The sequence below is a fragment of the Streptomyces sp. ISL-96 genome (assembly GCF_018614035.1).
In the GTDB taxonomy this organism is placed as follows: Bacteria; Actinomycetota; Actinomycetes; order Streptomycetales; family Streptomycetaceae; genus Streptomyces.
This window is the reverse complement of the sequence record NZ_JAGGPA010000006.1, coordinates 82,570-99,270: the sequence shown is the minus strand read 5'-3', so window position 1 is coordinate 99,270 and position 16,701 is coordinate 82,570. Positions and strand designations below refer to the sequence as shown.

The following is a 16,701-nucleotide window of genomic DNA, read 5'->3' as shown; positions in this document are numbered from 1 at the left end:
GGTTTGGCTGCGCACTGGCCGCCCAGTTAGGGTGTCCGCCACTCCACGCGGACACCTCTGGTCAGTCAGGGTGCCGGAGCACCCGCACGCTCTGTACAGAGTCGAAAGAATGGCTGTCGGTAGTGGGAGTTCCCTGGGACTTCCGGCTGCATCAACGGCCACGAGTGTGAAACAGCCGAAAGAGCAACCTGCGAACCCGCCCCCTAGCCGCAGGTCGCGGGCCTCGCTGGTCTCTTCCGGGACATCTGATCCCCGTCTTCATGATGCCGCCGCGCCCCGATCACGGGCCGAGGTGCACATACGCCGCCCACACCTCGACGGCTTCCGGGCGGTCGCGGCGGCGCTCCCGTACCGCCGCGTGCAGGGCGTATGCCGCGTCGCGGGCCGTCGGGACAGCGTCCGCCGGGCTGCGGGCACCGGAGCTGTCCAGCAGCTTCTCGTAGAAGCGCGTGGCGACGTGCCGAGCCCTGTAGCTGTCCAGCTGCCACTGGGCGGCGACGACGTGCCGGAAGCCAGCGAGTTGCAGCGCCCCGGCGAGGCTGACGGGTTCGTCGGAATGGGCCCGCGGGGCCAGGTGGGTCTGGCAGGCCGAGAGGAACGCGAGTTCGGCCCGGTCGAGGCGGAGACCGGCGATGTCCCGCATGCGCAGAGAGTTGCTCAGGTGGTGGTCCCACAGGTAGAGCAGGCCGTCGGGTTCCTCGGGGTGCTGTTCACCGTGGCCAGCGAAGTGGAACCACCCGCCGGACCTGAGCCGTTGCAGGACGGTTGCCCGGAGCGCCTCCTCGTCGCGCAGCGGCTCGGCTGCCGGGAACAGTCGCGCGACGGCGTCGATCTCGGCGTCGACGTGGTCCAGTTCGGCCAGGTCCGTTCCAGGCGGAGTCCTGCCCACGCCGACGAGCAGCATCGAAGGCTTCGCCCCGGACACGGCCCGATCGGCCTCCCGGGCGGCCTTGAGGGCACGCAGCGTCGGGGTGTGACTGGAGACGAAACGGTCGGTGAGGCTGTCGCCGGCCAGGCTGTACGGGTCGAACGGGTCCTGGATCCGGGTGGCCGCATGGACCGGGAGGTGGTTGAACACGCCGGTGGGGCACCACCAGATGCGGGGCGGCAGTGCGTTCTCGTCCGTGTGCGGGGTGGAGGGGAGGACCCGCAGCACGGGCTCCGCGATCGTCGTCCACAGCCAGTCCAGCAGGTCGATCAGATACGTGCGCAGCTCGATGTGCTGCTCTTCGTCCGCGTCGTCCCCTTCCTTAAGCGGGTGCACCAGCCGTGACAGGGCCTGGGCGCGGAGCACCGCCTTGCTGTGCCGGAACCCGGGCAGCGGGACGACCGTGAGGGCGTTGTCATGGAGGACCAGCGCGTCCGAGCGGATGGGGCTGGAGTTGAGGACGATGACTGGGCCGTCCTGCGCGGCGGAGAGGAGGTCGCGGTACGGGAGGGGCTTGAGGAAGTCGGCCAATCCCGGGAGATGCCGCACCTGCTGGACGAGATGGTCCCAGTGGTGCTGCCGCTGCCTCCGGTCCGTTCCCACATGCTCGGGTTCGCCGCTCCGGGCTGTGTCCTGGTCGTTGCGGAGCAGCTCCAGTTCGGTTGCCAGCCGAAGGTCCTGGCAACGTACGGTCTCCAGGTCGGCGCGCATGTCCAGGGCATGGGAGAGCAGTTGACCGCGGCCGTGTTCGAGGATCTCCAGCGCCCTTTCGGACTCACCGGCGTGCAGGGCGATGGCGGCCGCGTCGGAGACCATTTGCGAGGTGTCGCTCAGGGCGTGCAGTCGGTCGTCAAAGGCGAGCCCGCCCCAGGCCAGCCGCGGCAGAACGGCGATGGCGGCGGTGCACGCGTCGAGAGCCATCGTCCAGTCGCCCCGGCCAGCCAGGAGATCGGCGCCCTTGACAGCCGCGTTCCATCGGGTCGTCGGAGTCGCCGACGGATGCCGGGCGGCCCGCAGGCACAGGCTCGCGGCCTCGCTCACTTCCTCGGCCGACGGTGCCTCGACGCTGACGAGCGTGGTGGCGAGGAGCAGCGCGGACAGTGCCCAGGACGGGTTGTCCGCGTCCAGCGAGTTCACGGTCTGGCGGTGGACGGCCAGCGCCTCCTCCCTGCCTCGCCGGTCACCGGTGAGCTGTCCGAGGGCTTTCAGGGCTTCACCGTACTGGTTTTCGATGGCCGGACGGGTGGTGTACCCGGACGGCAGCGAGCGCAAGGCCTGTCGCAGCACCTCCACCGCACGCTCCACGTCGCGGCGCCCGCGCTCCACGTCGTTCTGCTCGGCGTGGTGGACACCGCGGCTGATCAGGCAGCCGCCCAGATCGGACAGCAGCAGGGGGTGGTCCGGTGCTTCGGCGGGAGCCTCCTCAAGTGCGGCCTCGGCCACTTCCAGTGCCTCGTCGAGCAGAGCGGGATCCTCGTCGAGCAGCCACCAGGAGTGCAGGGCCACGGCCAGGTTGCGGCGAGCGAGTCTGCCGAGGACGTCGTTCGCCGTTGTGGTGGCCACCGCCAGCTTCAGGTGCCCGACACCGTGCCGGAGCTGCTCGCGGTCATGCGTGACCTCGGCGGCCTGCCGCAGGATCGTCCCGAGGTTGTGGTGCAGGACGGGCTTGTCCTGTGGAAGGAGGCCCTCACTGTCGAGGGCGTCGCGCAGCAGCCGCTCTGCGGCGCGGTAGTCCTCGGGGCGGCCCGGGAGGGCGAGAACCAGCGCGTGGTTGGAGAGGCGTTGCGCCCACTGGGGCGCGGTCCCGGGAAACTGCGCGAGGGCGACGCCCTGGCCCGTGTGCTCCCGTGCCCGCTCGTAGTCCCGCCGGTCACCGGAGCGTTCGTACCGCAGTCGAAGCAGGTCGCCGAGCACGGAGTGCGCAACCGGGAGCTGTTGCGGGGCTTCGCGCGGCGGGCAGAGACGTACGGCCTGTTCCGCGTGGCCGATTCCGGTCGACAGCTGCTCCGGGTCTCCGATGGCCCGGTAGAAGTCTCCGTTGAGCAGGGCGAGCCGGTTGTGAATGAGCCAGGCGTGATCGCTGCCGGCCAGTTCGGCGAGAGCCCGCTCATACAGCGCCGCCGTCTCCCGCATGTACGCGATGCCGGCCTCGGACGGGAACTGGTAGCGGACGTCGGCCAGCAGACGCACGTGCGCCGCGTGATCCGCCGAACCGGGTGTGACTGCGGCCAGGGATTCGGTGGCGAGGCGGTGGGCCAGGGCGATGTCCACGGGCGCGAGCTGCTCGTGCTGGGAGGTCAGCAGGAGCAGCATGGCCAGACGCCACTGCACGTCGGCGCGCCGTTGCCCCTGGCCGGGGTCGGCGAGGCGCAGGGCGGCCTCGCAGTCGAGGCGGGCGCCTTGAGCGTCCTGCCGCTGTCCGACGAGCCGGTAGCGGGTGAAGAGAAGACGACCGCGCAGCTCGAACAGCGCTGGATCGCCCGGCCGTTCACCGAACGCGCCGATGCCGCAGGAGCACAGGGCGACCGCCTCCTGGCAGAGCTGGTGGTCATGAGTGCTCTCGTAGCGTTCCTGCAGGAAGCGGACGCGTCGCAGGAGAAGGAGGGACCAGGTCTCGACCCCCGGGCCCGCGGTCGGGACCAGGGAACCGCCGAAGGCCTGCCGGGCCTGCCCCAGCCAGGAGGCCCCCGCCGTCTCGTCCCCCCGTAGCGCGGCGAGCTGGGCTGCGGTGAGGCACACCACCGCGCGCTGGTCAGGCACCCAGGGCTGCCCGTGCGATGCGTCAAGCATCGGTGCCAGCGACCGGTGACAGTCCTCGGAGAGCCGGGCGTCGGAGGCATCCTTGGTCGTGCCGTAGCGCAGGATGTGCAGGAGCATCAGCATCCAGCGACGGCCGATCCAGTTCTTGGCGTCGGCCGGAGGCGTGCGGGCCGCGGACGCCGCCATGAGGTCGATCGACTGGTGCAGGGCCTCCAGGATGCCGGTCGCGATCCAGTAGAAACCCTCGCAGGCACCCAGTTGCTCTTCCAGGGCGGCTCGTTGCGGGTGGTCGGGCGTGGTGTTCTTCAGGGCGGTCCGATAGAAGGAGATGGCGTTCTGAAGGGCCTGCACGTCGCCGGGGTTATCGTACCAGGCCCGCAGGTTCTCGTGGGCGTAGTGGCCCATGCCTGACGCGACGAGGTTCGCGTCCCTGACGAACAGCAGCCGTCCCAGGAACCGTCCGAAACCGTTCCAACCGATCGTGCGGCTCATCCGCCCCCCGTCGCCACCTCGTCGGATCCCCTAATCTGGGTGCAGCGTTCGGAGAGTAGCAAGGGGGCGGTGTGCACGCTGAGTTGAGCGGTCTGCGTCAGGTGGCTGAGGACATGCTGGAGGCTGCGGGCCGCAGCCGGCTCACGCCGGACGGGTGGGAACGGGTGGAGGACGCACTGGCCGCCATGTCCGCGTCGCTGGACCGGAGCGACCACGACGGGTTCCGGAGGGCGCTCTTCCGGCTTGAGGACATCGTGAAGGTGGAGCGCACGCCCAGGAAGCTGACGGGCGGCACGACCGGGCCGTCCGAGCAAATCCTTGAGCGGAAGGCGCTCATCGAGGACAAGCTGGGGCAGGACGAGCGTAAGAGGGAGCGCACCGAGGACCAGGATGAGCAGTGAACCGCGCCTCGCGCGTGAGGCGCTGCAACTGCACTACTTCTTCGCGTCCCAGCGGTTCGGTGACACGGCGGGCCCCCTGTTGGAACTCCTCTGGGAGACGTGTGCGCAGGCCGGCATGGGCACCGCGCTCCAGCCAGGCGGTGAACTGTCCCTTCCCGCCGACCTGAGGAACGGGGTCGGTTTCCTGTCCTTGCGGCAACGGGCCGACGCCACCGGGTCCATGCAGGCGATGCTCTACCGGCTGCACGACGTGGTCGTACTCACCGTCATGCTGGCGGCGGAGGAGGGGCCGGGCCGCACCGCCGAGGAGAGTGCACAGGTGCTGCGCGCGCTCGAACGCATCTGGGAAGAGGCCCGTGCGCGAGCGGCGTCGGCGGCCGGCGACACCGACGCCTCGCTCATTGGAGCGGTCCGCATCTACCGCTCGCTCGGGATTCTCGACGGCAGCTCGCCCCCAGACCACGCACTCGTGGGAGAGCGACTCCGTCGGGAGCTGTCGCCGCAGTCCCGACTCTCCCGCCCGGTCGAGACGGAGGACGGGCTGACGCTGTGGGAGATCACCCGACCGGGAGAGGCCCTCTCCGTGCGCCGCGACTTCCTCCTCACCACCCTGGCGACCGACCAGCAGGAAGGCTTCCTGGACGACTGGAGCTGGTACGCCGAGCACGAGGGCCTCGTGCCTCTGACGCGCTATCTCATCGGCGCCGCCCTCATCCGCGAGAACTACCGGTTGCGCCGCGACAGCGCCGACGCAGTGAGCGAACGCATCGACCGGCTGAGGCGGAGAGGCGAGGAACTGACCACGAAGTGGCAGGAGCTGATGGCGAGTTCGGCAACGCAGCCCGCCACCGGCCGCCGGGCCCTCGCGCGCTGGGAGAGCATCGCCAAGCAGGCCCAGCAGGCTCTTGCCGAGGAGCGGCTGGCGAGCACGATGATGCGTGGCCTGCGCAACATGACCCGCTCCCTGGAGGTCGCGTCCGCCGGGCTGCACGTCCTGGGGTCGGGCGCTGACGGCCGGCCGACAGTCCTCCAGAACGACGAGGAGCTGAGCGTGAAGCTGGCCGCGGTGCTCGACGACGACGTGACCTACCTGGGCATCGCCCAGGAGCAGATGGCCGAGGCCGCCCGGGTCGCCACGGAGTCCGCCGCACAGCGGCTGCAGAACCATCAGCAGTACCTGTCCCTCATCCAGACCACGGTCATCGGTTCCGTCCTGCTCACGCTGACCGCCATCCAGGCGCTGGCGTACAAGCTCCCCGTGCCGGTCCGTCTGCACGCTCCACTGATCGCCCTGCTCGGCTCGCTGGGGCTGGTCCTTCCGCTGGTGGTTGTACGCCGCTGGCGGGGCGGGACCGGCGGACGGATCGCGGACGTCCTGGAGATCGGGTCCCTGGTGGTGACCGGCGCGGCGGCGGGCTGGCTGGTGGGCAGCTTCCTCGGCCACACCGCGCTGAGCGTGCTGACCGGTGTGGTCCTTCTGGCCGTCGTGGGCAGCCGACTGACACGGAAGTCGTCGCCCTGACGGCACCTGCGGTCCGCCGGGCGCGCAGGTCACGGAGGCCGCACAGGGAAACCACCCTTTCGACCGATCGAGAACGGGCGCATCATGACCTCACCTCCTCCCCCGCAGCCGCCTGCCCCGCAGCGGTCGGCGTGGTGGTACAAAGCACTCGCCCTCCTGGTTCCCGCCGTCGTCTCCGGCCTGGTGGGCGCGTGGGCTCAGGGCTGGTTCGACGACGACCGTGATCGACCCGCCGACGTCGCCGAACGGCCGGTCGTCGAGACGCCCGTGAGCGGTCGGCCAGGGGCGGTCACCGGCTCTGCCTCCCTGTCGGCGGACCCCGATACCCACTGCGCCACCCGGCCGCAGGCCGTGGGATCCGTGGAGTGGACGCCCTGCGCACGCGTCACTCGGGACTCGGTCCAGTTCGGCGTCATGGCCCGCAACGCCGGTGGACCCCAAGTTCTCCGGTTGCGCCTCGGATACGTGCGCGCCCAGCAGTTCGTGCCGTGCGGAGCCGCGGACAGCGATGTCACCGCGACGGTGGAAGCCGGGAAGACCATGTGGCTGACTGTGAAGGGGTGCTCCGTGGCACGCGTCCACGCCGCGGTGCAGACTCAAGTCGAAGTGGCGGCCAGCGGAGGTTCCTTCTCGGAGGCGTCGCGCTCGCCGACCTTGCACATCCAGCCGGACGGCTCGGTGAAGACCCCGCAGCCGAACTGAGCGGTCCTGCAGCGCGCATCGGCCTCAATGACCTCCGTGGGCCTCTGTCCCTGCATAGAGCCGAAAGAGTGGCCGTCGGCAGTGGGAGTTCCCTTGGGGCCTTCTGGGACTTGGCTGCATCACGGGGCACGAGCGGGAAACAGCCGAAAGGTCATCACCGCAGGTCAGCCACCGGGATAACCGCATCACCGCAGGTCTGCGCCCCTAGGTGGACAACTTCATGACGTACAACCCGAAGTCGTCGGCCTTGACGGGCCCACACTGGTGCGGCGAGTCGCGCGAACGCTTGGTCGAGCTGCGAGCTCCGGAATCTAGCCGCGCTCAGCCGCGGTTGCTGTGCTTGGGCAGCTCGCCCCGGAAGTCGCAGCCGGGGCACTCGTCCTCGCCTTGGATATGGCCCTCGTACCAGCCGTGGACGGCCGCGTGGAGGATCGCCTCCTCCACCGAGGCTTCACCGCTGCGGACCGATGCGATGGCGTTGCCGACGACCAACCGAAGCATGGCGTTGTCGGGTGAGGGGAACGGCGGGGACGGCATCGGCGAGTCGGTCGTCATGGCCGCAGCCTACGGGCGGGACCGACCACTGGTCAGCCGGATGCGGTGCCGCTGTGCTGAGCGGTGCCGTGCAGGTCGCTACGGAACCCCCGGCCGACCGGCTTCCAGTCCTGAAAGGTGGCGGGCCTCCAACGCGGCCTGTCCGGCACGCTGGTGTCGTCGGGCTCCGGCAGGCTGCCCCGGCTCTTGCGGCTCCGGGCTGCTCGGATGCTGATGCCCAGGTGGGCGGCGACCTCCGGATACCCCCAGAGCGGCTGGTCGTCGGCCATCGCGTCCTCCTCGTTCGTCGGTGATAAGCGTACGCAACGCGCGGCTGGGCGTACGGCAAGGCCGCCCCTGCCTGATCGGCGCGGGGCGGCCTTTGCGGTTGCTGTCAGACCTCGGCGAGGCGATTGGAGAGGTCGAGGGCGGCGGTGGCCACTGCGAGGGCGGCGCACAGGCCGCGTACCTCGTGGATGGTCGGGCGGACCAGGTGCGGCCAGTCGTCGGGTGCGGCCGGCCAGGAGGCGAGATGGACCTCGGCGTTGGCCAGCCAGAGGTGGGCGGTGACGTCCCAGCCCGACAGGGAGGCGGGTTCCCAGTGCAGGCGGATGCGGCCGAGAGGGAGTCTGGGGGTGCCGGCCGGGAGCCAGGAGACGTCGAGTGGTCCGTTGGGGAGGGCGGAGATGCGGTGGACGAGTGCGCCGCGCATTCCGGACGGCATGGGCCGCAGGGCGAGGCCGTGCAGCGGGCGGGCGGCGCAAGTGTGGAGTCGCGGTGAGATGGGGGCCTCCTTTCGGGGTCGGTGCGCAGGGGTTGGTCAGGCCCAGGCGAGGGCGCCGCGGACTGCCGGCGGGAGGTAGTCCTCCTGGCCGTCGTCGGCGATGAACGCGACGCCGTCGCGCACGACGACGTCGGTGCCGAGGTAGTGGGTGAAGGGCCAGTCGGGGTTGACGGCGAGGCGGATCGGCAGGTTGGGGTCGAGGTTCTGGAGCTGGCGGAGCAGGTGGCCGACGGTCAGGTAGTGGGGCACGGGAACCTCCGGGAGCGGGATCGGTTGGGCGAAGCAGTGTTGGTGGAGCATCAGTGGGCGTCGAGGCGGAGCAGGTCGCGCAGGACCTTCGGGCCGGTCGCCTCCGGCTTGGGATGGCTGGCGAGGTGCCGCCTGCGGGACTCGTTGACGTAGCCCTTGCCGGGGTTCGTCATCTGCCAGTCACCGCAGGAGCAGACGGCCTGGGAGTAGGTGCGGCCGGGGCAGTCGGGGTGGAGCGGCTTGCCGGAGCTGGTGTGCTTGTGGTCCGCCGGGCAGTTGGTGCCGTCGGCGTGGTGGTTGGACAGCGGGGCGCGGAAGGTCAAGACGCGTTCCTCTCGGTGGTCAGGGGCCGGTCGGCTCGATGAATGAGTCGATCAACGGGGGTGCGGTGTGCGCGGCGGCCGGGAGGGCGTCCCGGCCGCCGCACGGTCAGCGGGAGGGGTTGGCGACGAGGGCGGCGATGAATCCGGCGACGGCCTCGGAGGGGGTGTAGAGGCCGAACTCCTGGACCCAGGGCTCGGCGTCGGCGGGGACCACCCGGACCTGCCAGACGATGCCCCGCCTCCAGGCGGCGGCGTCCTCGGGGAGCCAGCCGACGTAGACGCGGCCGTCCGGGCTGGTGCAGTGCACGTTGGCTTCCGGGGTGTCGACCATCGCCCAGCCGAGCGCCCCGAGAAGTTCGAGCACCGGGCCCGCGCAGTGGTCACTGGAGAGCCAGGCGCGCTCCTCCACGGCGGGGCGGACGACAGCGGGCAGGAGGGTACTGGAGGCGCTCACGACTAGACGTTCCCTTCGTTGACCTGCGACTTTTCCCGACACCCGTACGTTGACATGCGGTGTGCCGAAGTACGTAGTCGTTTCCCGGAAGGTGGTGTCTGCCGTGGGCGAACTGGCCGTCGGGAGCGTTGGTCCGACGGGCCGGGGAATGGGCCGGCGCGGACGGTTGTCGTAACTGGGTTGCGATGCAAGGCCGTACGAAGCCGAAAGGGGAGAAGGCGTGGCGGAGCCGAGCAGACACTGGGACGGAGCAGGGCTGGAGCGCAAGATCCGGGCGGCCGGGCGACCGTGGACGGTGGGTGACATCGCGATGGTCGCCGACGGCCAGTGGGCCGTGCGTACGAAGCCCGACACCGAGGAGAAGCGTGACGGGGAAGCCGTGGCGGAGCGCCGGATCGCGGATGGGCGGTGCGTCGAGCTGACGGTGGAGGAGTTGGCCGGGCTCCCGGTTCGGGGAAGCGCACCGCGACGAAGACACGGACTGAGCAGTTAGCGGCGTGGCCCGGTCGCGGCCACCGTCGGGCCGGCAGCGGCCGACGGAGCGGGCTGGTCGGGTGGTTGGCCCAGGGCGCGCGGTGCGTGCGCCGAGCGGGCGACAGCGGCCTGGGCCAAGCGAACCGCCGGTGCGCGGTCCGCTGTTGCGGCGGCTTCGCGGGCTTCTATCACGTGGCTGATCGCCTGCAGGGCGGTCCGGCTCTCGGCCTGCGCGACCCGCAGGTCCACCGCCGAGCTCGTGATCCGCTCCAGGTCGTAGAAGGCCGGCACATGGCCGGGCCGGGTGAGGGCGTGCAAGCGGTCCTGGTGGACGGCGACCGTGTTGTTCGAGACGACGAGGGTCGATCGGATATGCATCGCCGAGCGCAGGAGAGGGTCCTCGGCGGGGCGGCGGACCGCGAGGGATTCCAGAGCTTCGATAGGGCGGCCCCAGGCTTTCTCGATCATGGCCGTGGCCTGGTCGAGCGCGGTGGCGTCGGGCATGGCGGAACTCCCGGCATTCGGAGGTGCTGCTTCGGTCAGAGGTGATGCCCCGGAGCCCAGGGGTCAGCGGCTGTGCCGCGGGGCCGACGGGTTGGCCAGCGGCCGGGCCCCGAGAGTGTGCGCGGACGTGCTCGACCGGTTCTGTGCCGAAGTCGCCGTGCGGCTGCGGGCGGCCATGACCCGGAGGTCGGCGGCTGTCTGCGGAGCGCGTGCAGCGCGGTGGACGGCCTGGGCGACAGCGGTGCGGCGCACGTCGAGTGGGGTCGGAGCCCGAGAGATCTGGGGGGCGGTTGGGCCGACGGGGGTGAGCGTGACCAGGTGCTCCACCTTGCGGTCGAGCTGATGCCGCTCACGCAGCACCGGGGCTGAATCGGTCATGGCGGCTGCCGTCGCGGCGATCAAGTGGGACGGGGTGCGGGCTGTGAAGACCGCCTCCGCGCGAGTGCCCCAGCCCGGTGGACCGGCCCACAGCGTGACGGTTTCGTCGTCCCAGTCAGAGAGACGGTTGTCGATCAGGACGCCTGCTTGTCCGTCAGGGGCGAGGATCTCGACGGTGCCGCGCTCGGCCCCGCCGTCGCGGGTCCAGCCGGCATCGGTCAGCGGCCGGACGGCGTCGGCCCAGTACAACGACGGGCTCGCCAGAAATCGCCCGTTGCCGTCAGCAGCGTCGGCCTCGGCGTAGTCGTGGGCCAGAGCGGTGGTGAGACCGGCGACGATCTCGGCCGGGGTGACATGGTTGAAGGTTGCCGTCCAGCGGGGTGCGGAGACGGCGTCCTCGGCTGCGGTGATCTTCCACAGCTCGAAGTCGTCGCCGAACCAGCCGATACGAATCCTCTGGTCGGGCGAGGTAACAAGGAGCTGGCAGGGACCCTCGTCGAGATAGTGGTGCGGCCAGCGGGCGACGGGGGCGAAGCCAGCGTCTCCGGTCCCGTTGGAGCCGGCCAGGTACATGGGGCTGACTAGTACCTCTTGGTAGGGATGCTGGTCGTAGGGCTGCTGGGTGCTCATAGTCGAGGCTCCGGGGCGTAAGGAGGGGAACGTGCCCGCGTGCGCAGCGGAACGAGCTGCTTGAAGGCGCGCGGGCTTCGTGGCCATGGGGAGACGCGGCTGGCTCTCAGCGCCACGCCGATCACCGGCCCCGAGAGGGGGCCGACTGGACGGTGACGGCCGTCGGCACCCGTGGTTGTGGCTGCGGAGCGTGGCTGAACAGGGAGCTCGGCGCGGCGGTGCTCCGACGCAGGGCCGCTGCGATACGGATACCGTCCGACCCCAGCGGGATGCCGGTGTGGGTGCGGGTGGCCGCCACGATCGGGGCAGCGGCGGGACGCCGTGTGGCGACGGGATTGCTCCAGCGCTCGACGGCTGTGAAAACCGGGCCCAGCGCCCGCCCGGCGTCGGTCAGGACGTACGGATCGCCGTGGCGCGGCCCGGTGCGGGCGACCAGGCCATCGAGCTGAAGCCGGTGCAGCCGCTGCTGGGTGAAGCCGTTGTCCAGTCCGGCCTCCTCGGCGATGTGGACGAACCGCATGGGCCCGCCCGCGTCGAGGACCTGGATTACGGCGGTCGAGCGGCGAAGGCGCAGTCGGCGCACGGCGTCCTCGACGCGCTCGGCACCGGTCACCTTGCCGAGCGGCAGGTTCGTCTGGGACCAGTCGGACAGCGCCCGGTGCACCGAGGACAGTGAGTTGCCGAACCCGCTGAGCTGGTACGGGGCACCGAGGCGATCAACGGCTCGGGTCACCAGTCCGTCAGCGTGCATCTGGGCCAGCCGCTTGCCGACGAACTACTCGCTGACGAAGGGGAGCCTGGCGGCGACGTCACGCACACGCATGGGGCCGCCCTGCTGGGCCAGGGTCTGCGCCGACCAGGTGGTCCACTTCGGCGCTATCAGAGACAGCGCGTCCTCGACGCGCTGCGCGTCGACGGAGCCGATCTGAGAGGTTGCGGGCTGTACAGGGGTGGACATGGCGGTAACTCCGTTATAACAAAAGGTGAATCGGGCGGCTGGGCGCGGGTCAGTGAGGGTCGCGCTCGGCGCGAAGACGCTGGAGCATCGTGCCGAGGCGCCGGTTGCTGACGTGGCTGCCTCGGTCGCGCAGGCCCTGACGCAGGGATTCGCGGTTGAGCCGGGGGAGACGGGCGGCGACCTGGCGGGCGATGGCCATGAGGTCCTCATCGCCCGGCGCGGGTCCGGTTCGCCGAGCCGAAGGCTGGCGGGCGGCAGGCTGGTCCAGCAGGAGGCGGACGTCCAGCAGGTCCCACACCGCCTCGGCTTCCGACTGCTCCTGGCGTTCCAGGTCCACGACTTCGGCCGCGTACCGCAGCACGAGGTCGTCGAGAGCGTGCTCGCCGGAGCGGCAGCGCTGCCAGGCCGCGTCGAGGTTGCGGCGGGCGGCACGGGCATGGACGTTCGTCTCGGACAGACCGCCGAGCCGCCGCAGCACGATCGGCAGAACGGGATCGCCCGAACCGCCATGCGCGCCGTGGCGCTGGAGGTCCTCCAGCGGGCGGCCGTACCGGTGCTCGACCAAGCGGCGGGTGTAGGTCGCGGTGGACATGGGGGACGTCCTTTCCGGGGGGAATCAGCGGGAACGGGAAGGCTTGGTGGCCGCGCTTGTTGCGGGTGCGACAGCTGAATCGGCGACGACGCCGGAGATCACCGCAGTGTTGCTGCGGCTGAGGGCGGCGGATACGCGCGGCGTGCCCGTACGTGCATCTCGAAGGGTCGCCTCGCCCTGCGGCGTGAGCGAGAGGAGCTGTCCAGGCCGGTACAGTCCCTCGCTGGTGTCCTGGTCCAATAGCCCGTCGGCGACCAGCCGCTGGACGGTTTCGGGCCAGACCTCTGGATTGGGGCGTTGGCCCCGCCCGTCGGAGAGATAGATGTAGCCGTAGGCCCCGCTCCGGTGGAATCGAAAGCCCGCCCGCCTCCACGGCTTCAAGGGCTCGGAGCTGGCGACCACCCGAGATGGCCCAGTCATCGTCCCGCCCCGGCGCCTGCTCCGGGCCCAGGCCCAGGCTCTGGCGCGGTGCCTTCGAGGCCAGCGCGGCCTCGGACTCGGGCAGAAGGCGGCGGTACGTGGACACGGCCCGGGTCAGTTGCTCGTAAGCCGCACCCCGGCGGGCGACGAGCAGCTCGATCTGCGGACCCGTGGTGCGCAGGATGCCGTACCAGCCGCGCATGCCGGCGTGATCACCCCGCCTGACGGGCTCAAGAAGCTCGATCGCGGACTGGGCGGCACGGGTCAGCGCGCCGTGCAACTCGTCGACATCACGAGCGGCTTCGGCGACCATCCTGCCGACGAGGTAAAGCGGGTCGCGGGGCGGCTGATCGTCGCTCAGCGCCCAGGGGTCCTCGACACCGAACTCCTCGGCGACCAAGTGCGCGCCGGGCCGCTTCGCCATGTCATGGGGGTTCATTCGGCCGCCTCCATCCGGGCGAGCAGGGAGCGCACCAGGGTGGGCAGGCTGTCGGGGCCTTCGCCGATCCAGACGTGGTCGGTCGCCTCGCCGAGGACGTACGCGGCGTCTTCGAGCAGGCCGCTGGAGATCTCCATGCAGGCGTCGGTGATCCGGGAGGCGGCGAGGAGGGACTGCGAGAGCACCTCGACGTAGTCGCCGGGGCTGAGGCCGGCAGCTTCAGCGGCTGTGCGGATGGCGGCCAGTTCCAGCGCGCTGAACGCGAAGTCGAACTCGTCGTCCTGCTCCGTCGGTGACGGCGCGGCGAAGGCCGGGTCCGGCGGCTCGGCGGGGATGCCGACGCGCGTGCAGATCTGGTCCACGGAGGCGGTCAACTCGGCGAGGGACTCGGTGAGCCAGCCGAGCGCGGAAGCGTAGGACGCCAGGGTGAACAGACCAGCAGGGGTGGAGGGAAGCGGCTCCTCGATGACGAACTTTTCGAGCCGGTCATTCAACTCGCAGACCACCCGAGGGCCGGCGGACAGCGCGCCGAGGACGGGATGAAGATAGGAGCGGCTGGCGGAGGTGGGGTACTCGGTGGTCAGGACCCCGGAGACGCCCTGCGCGGCGTCGGTGAGCAGCGCGGCCAGCTCGGTGCGGGCCAGGGGCGTACGGTCGGCGGTCATCGCTGCGGGGCCTTTCGGGAGGCGGCGGGCGCGGTGGGGCTGACTGCCGCCGGTGCGCTGGCCGCGAGGGACGCGGTCTGGTCGACCGCGTGGGGGGATCGGGATCGGGCTGCCTGGACTCGCGCCTCGGCCGCCGGGTCCGTGTCGGCGAGCCTGTTGAGGCCCGTGCGGTTGGTGCGGAGCTGGGCCGTGCGGTAGACCGCGTAGTCCTCCCGGGCCCCGGCCGCGACGAGGTAGATCTCGCGCTTGTGGGTCGAGGTGGGCGGGGCCGGGCGGAACTGGATGACCATCCGGTAGGAGACGGCCGGGTCGACATAGACCTTGTGGAAGCCTGCGAGGCGGCCGGTCAGCGGCAGACAGTCGTCGCTGCCGTGGACCAGGTTCTGCAGCTCCAGCAGCGCCAAGTCGCGGATGTCGGCAGGGAGTTCACGCAGGTCCGCGATGGCATCCGGGTGCGCGGCGAAGGCGAAGCGGGCGCGGCTCACATCGACCTCCCAGGGCTCGGGTGCTGGGCGGTTCCTGTCGACGGCGCGTTGCCCGTGTCGAGGCCGGCTTTCGGGATCGCGCAGGCGCCCGCTGACCGGGTGAGGGCGGCGCGGGTCAGCCGGGCGGCGGCCTCACCGCAGTAATCCGGCGGCTGCGGCAGCGGACTGCTGCGGTCTTCCAGCCATTGCCGGGCGGCGGCCTCATCTGCGAAGGCGCCCTCGCGCATCGTGTACGTGTGGGCGTCGTGGTTCCCCTCTTCGAGGAAGACACGAATCGGTGCCTGAGCGGCGATGGAGTCACGGGTCAACGTCCACGTCTCGCACGGGGCGAAGTCCGAGGTCCAGCTGTCGAGGACCTTGTAGCGAGAGCCTGACTCCCGGATCTGCTGCTCGATCCAGAGGGTGAGATCGTCGGCGGGCTTCAGGGAGTCCCCGCCAGCCTGGGAGATCTGCTCGGGCGGGCAGCCATGGTCGATCAGCCAGTTCTGGGCGAAGGCCAGACTGGCGTGGTTCGCGGTCTCGAAGGTGAACGTGCGCTCGCGTAGATCCCGAGTGATCTTGATGGCAACGAGCTGTGGTTCGCCGGGGACGCCCCAGGTCACCGACCCGTCGTGGGCGACGAGGTAGCTGTGCGACCCGTTCGGCGTGGTGTGGTGCTCGGCCAGCACGGTCAGGTCTCCGGCCCAGACGCTGCTCTCGGCGAGTTCGGAGACGGCGTCGGCGGGCTCGAAGTCGTCGAGGTGGAAGTCGAGTTCGATGGTCACTGGGAGGCTCCCGCCAACTCGGGCGCCGGGGTGGCCAGCACGCGGTGGTTGGGCCTGGTCGGGCTCGTCGTGCATGCGGCGAATGGGCCGTCGGGGGCACGGAGATGAACCAGGGCCTGGTCAAGGTGGTCGCGGTGCCACGTCGAGGGACCGGACAGGCCGGCCTCGGCGTCAGTGAGCTGCTGCCACGCGAGCCAGAGCGCGTGCAGCCGGGCCACAGCCTCGGGATGCTCGTGCCACTGGTCGCACCACGGACGGGTGGTGCTGATCTCCCGTCCGTAGACGGGCAGGAACAGGTAGTTCACCCAGTCGCTGAGCGCGGCCAATTCGACCGCGTGTGCCTCGCCGCCCAAGGCGAGGATGAACACCGACGTGGGGCCCTCGGCCTGGTCGGCGTCGGTTGTCTCTGAAGCCGGGGCGTCGTCGGCGGGCTGGGGTGCAGTGGGCGCGGTGGTGGGCTCGGAGCCGAGGCGGTCGAGGATGACACCGTGCTGGCGTACCTCCGCCATGGTCTTGGCGAGGGTGCTGGCGAGATCGTCGAGATCGCCGTCGGGAACGCGGAACGGTTCGGGGGCGGCCTTGCTGGGGTCGGACATAGCGGATCCAAGGGAGTGAGCGAGCAGGGCGGGGGCGAAGTGCGGCGCGCTCTTCTGGAGGTCACGGCGGTGCTCCGTTCGCGGGTCGGCATGGGCAAGAGGATGCGGAGATTCCGCGATTTGGTCCGGCCGGGGAAAGGCGGTAATGCAGCGCTACGGCGCGGTGCAGCGGGGGCAGCGGGGGAAGGGCGGTGCCAGCAACTGCACGGCGCGGGTGGCCTGTTGGGGGACCACGCCGTTGCCGAGCGCGGTGAGCTGAGCGGGTCGGCCGAGTCCCGGAGTGGCGGTCACCCAGCCAGGGGCCAGGCCCTGCATCCACTCCACGAAGTCGGCGCGCAGGCGTCCGGCAGCGTCGGTGGGCGGCGGCGCGGGGCGGGTGAGGTTCTCCCATCGGGCGATGGCGGAGGCGTACGCTCCCCATCGCCCGTCGGTTCCCCGGCTTCTGGGGCCGCCTCCGCCCACAGCGGCAGGACCACCGCCGACAGGGGCGGGCGCCAGCCCTTGCCCGGACGGCGGCCAGGAGTGCCGGTGTCGCTCGCCCTCGGGGTGGGCAGCAGCGATGCTGCCGCGCTCGGCAGCGTCATGTCCCCGTTGCCGTGCCGCTGGTTCGGCGAGCCCTTGATCCCGTCCGACGCCTTCGGCGTGGG

General features: G+C 70.9%; 21 protein-coding genes. 4 read left to right on the top strand and 17 right to left on the bottom strand.

The genetic code is table 11. The features are described from left to right. Positions 1-280: 280 nt before the first annotated feature. A complete protein-coding gene (locus J7E96_RS04415; RefSeq protein WP_215127628.1) occupies positions 281-4,180 on the bottom strand; it encodes a CHAT domain-containing protein in 3,900 nt (1,299 codons plus the stop codon). A 71-nt stretch (positions 4,181-4,251) separates the two neighbouring features. Between J7E96_RS04415 and J7E96_RS04410 the strand changes: the two genes are divergently transcribed. The 3 genes from J7E96_RS04410 to J7E96_RS04400 all read left to right on the top strand — a co-directional run bounded on the left by J7E96_RS04410 (position 4,252) and on the right by J7E96_RS04400 (position 6,805). Beyond that, positions 4,252-4,581 (top strand): CATRA system-associated protein, encoded by a 330-nt coding sequence (locus tag J7E96_RS04410; protein WP_215127626.1) that lies wholly within the window; start codon positions 4,252-4,254, stop codon positions 4,579-4,581. After that, positions 4,571-6,103 carry a CATRA conflict system CASPASE/TPR repeat-associated protein gene (locus tag J7E96_RS04405; RefSeq protein ID WP_215127624.1) on the top strand — a complete coding sequence of 511 codons (1,533 nt, stop codon included), beginning with the start codon at positions 4,571-4,573 and terminating at the stop codon, positions 6,101-6,103. The genes J7E96_RS04410 and J7E96_RS04405 overlap by 11 nt, the downstream gene beginning before the upstream one ends. 84 nt (positions 6,104-6,187) lie before the next feature. Further along, a complete protein-coding gene (locus tag J7E96_RS04400) occupies positions 6,188-6,805 on the top strand; it encodes a hypothetical protein (protein ID WP_215127906.1) in 618 nt (205 codons plus the stop codon). A 321-nt stretch (positions 6,806-7,126) separates the two neighbouring features. On the opposite strand, the gene J7E96_RS04395 is transcribed toward J7E96_RS04400, so the two are convergent. The 6 genes from J7E96_RS04395 to J7E96_RS04370 all read right to left on the bottom strand — a co-directional run bounded on the left by J7E96_RS04395 (position 7,127) and on the right by J7E96_RS04370 (position 9,149). Then, complete coding sequence (locus tag J7E96_RS04395) at positions 7,127-7,360, bottom strand: hypothetical protein (protein WP_215127622.1); 234 nt, start codon at positions 7,358-7,360, stop codon at positions 7,127-7,129. A 32-nt stretch (positions 7,361-7,392) separates the two neighbouring features. Next, on the bottom strand, positions 7,393-7,629 hold the full coding sequence (locus J7E96_RS04390; RefSeq protein WP_215127620.1) for a MarR family transcriptional regulator: 237 nt from the start codon (positions 7,627-7,629) through the stop codon (positions 7,393-7,395). A gap of 104 nt (positions 7,630-7,733) precedes the next feature. Further along, the gene (locus J7E96_RS04385) at positions 7,734-8,063 is read right to left on the bottom strand and encodes an esterase (protein ID WP_215127618.1); all 330 of its coding nucleotides are present in this window, start codon (positions 8,061-8,063) and stop codon (positions 7,734-7,736) included. A gap of 96 nt (positions 8,064-8,159) precedes the next feature. Further along, the gene (locus J7E96_RS04380) at positions 8,160-8,372 is read right to left on the bottom strand and encodes a hypothetical protein (RefSeq protein WP_215127616.1); all 213 of its coding nucleotides are present in this window, start codon (positions 8,370-8,372) and stop codon (positions 8,160-8,162) included. Between the two features lie 50 nt (positions 8,373-8,422). Beyond that, on the bottom strand, positions 8,423-8,695 hold the full coding sequence (locus J7E96_RS04375; RefSeq protein ID WP_215127614.1) for a hypothetical protein: 273 nt from the start codon (positions 8,693-8,695) through the stop codon (positions 8,423-8,425). A 106-nt stretch (positions 8,696-8,801) separates the two neighbouring features. Beyond that, positions 8,802-9,149, bottom strand: a complete 348-nt coding sequence (locus J7E96_RS04370; protein WP_215127612.1) for a DUF317 domain-containing protein — start codon at positions 9,147-9,149, stop codon at positions 8,802-8,804. Positions 9,150-9,369: 220 nt separating this feature from the next. Here J7E96_RS04370 and J7E96_RS04365 point away from each other — a divergent pair, with 220 nt between their 5' ends. After that, positions 9,370-9,642: a hypothetical protein gene (locus J7E96_RS04365; protein WP_308295834.1), complete on the top strand. Its 273-nt coding sequence runs from the start codon at positions 9,370-9,372 to the stop codon at positions 9,640-9,642. Here the strand turns inward: J7E96_RS04365 and J7E96_RS04360 are convergent. The 10 genes from J7E96_RS04360 to J7E96_RS38380 all read right to left on the bottom strand — a co-directional run bounded on the left by J7E96_RS04360 (position 9,639) and on the right by J7E96_RS38380 (position 16,516). Beyond that, a complete protein-coding gene (locus J7E96_RS04360) occupies positions 9,639-10,127 on the bottom strand; it encodes a hypothetical protein (protein ID WP_215127611.1) in 489 nt (162 codons plus the stop codon). The two genes, J7E96_RS04365 and J7E96_RS04360, sit on opposite strands and share 4 nt — an antisense overlap. Positions 10,128-10,190: 63 nt before the next feature. After that, positions 10,191-11,135: a DUF317 domain-containing protein gene (locus J7E96_RS04355; RefSeq protein WP_215127609.1), complete on the bottom strand. Its 945-nt coding sequence runs from the start codon at positions 11,133-11,135 to the stop codon at positions 10,191-10,193. Positions 11,136-11,256: 121 nt separating this feature from the next. Continuing rightward, on the bottom strand, positions 11,257-11,886 hold the full coding sequence (locus tag J7E96_RS04350; RefSeq protein WP_251069394.1) for a helix-turn-helix domain-containing protein: 630 nt from the start codon (positions 11,884-11,886) through the stop codon (positions 11,257-11,259). 24 nt (positions 11,887-11,910) lie between these two features. Further along, positions 11,911-12,093, bottom strand: coding sequence for a hypothetical protein (locus J7E96_RS37075; RefSeq protein WP_251069393.1), 183 nt, complete (start codon positions 12,091-12,093; stop codon positions 11,911-11,913). 49 nt (positions 12,094-12,142) lie between these two features. Continuing rightward, positions 12,143-12,685 carry a hypothetical protein gene (locus J7E96_RS04345; RefSeq protein WP_215127607.1) on the bottom strand — a complete coding sequence of 181 codons (543 nt, stop codon included), beginning with the start codon at positions 12,683-12,685 and terminating at the stop codon, positions 12,143-12,145. 855 nt (positions 12,686-13,540) lie between these two features. Next, positions 13,541-14,209: a hypothetical protein gene (locus J7E96_RS04340; RefSeq protein WP_215127605.1), complete on the bottom strand. Its 669-nt coding sequence runs from the start codon at positions 14,207-14,209 to the stop codon at positions 13,541-13,543. Further along, positions 14,206-14,694 (bottom strand): hypothetical protein, encoded by a 489-nt coding sequence (locus J7E96_RS04335; RefSeq protein ID WP_215127603.1) that lies wholly within the window; start codon positions 14,692-14,694, stop codon positions 14,206-14,208. The genes J7E96_RS04340 and J7E96_RS04335 overlap by 4 nt, the downstream gene beginning before the upstream one ends. Next, positions 14,691-15,458, bottom strand: a complete 768-nt coding sequence (locus tag J7E96_RS04330; protein WP_215127601.1) for a glycosyl hydrolase — start codon at positions 15,456-15,458, stop codon at positions 14,691-14,693. Before J7E96_RS04330 ends, J7E96_RS04335 begins: the two co-directional genes overlap by 4 nt. Beyond that, positions 15,455-16,054, bottom strand: coding sequence for a DUF4913 domain-containing protein (locus J7E96_RS04325; RefSeq protein WP_215127600.1), 600 nt, complete (start codon positions 16,052-16,054; stop codon positions 15,455-15,457). Before J7E96_RS04325 ends, J7E96_RS04330 begins: the two co-directional genes overlap by 4 nt. Before the next feature lie 153 nt (positions 16,055-16,207). After that, positions 16,208-16,516 carry a hypothetical protein gene (locus tag J7E96_RS38380; RefSeq protein ID WP_308295833.1) on the bottom strand — a complete coding sequence of 103 codons (309 nt, stop codon included), beginning with the start codon at positions 16,514-16,516 and terminating at the stop codon, positions 16,208-16,210. Between the last annotated feature and the right edge of the window lie 185 nt (positions 16,517-16,701).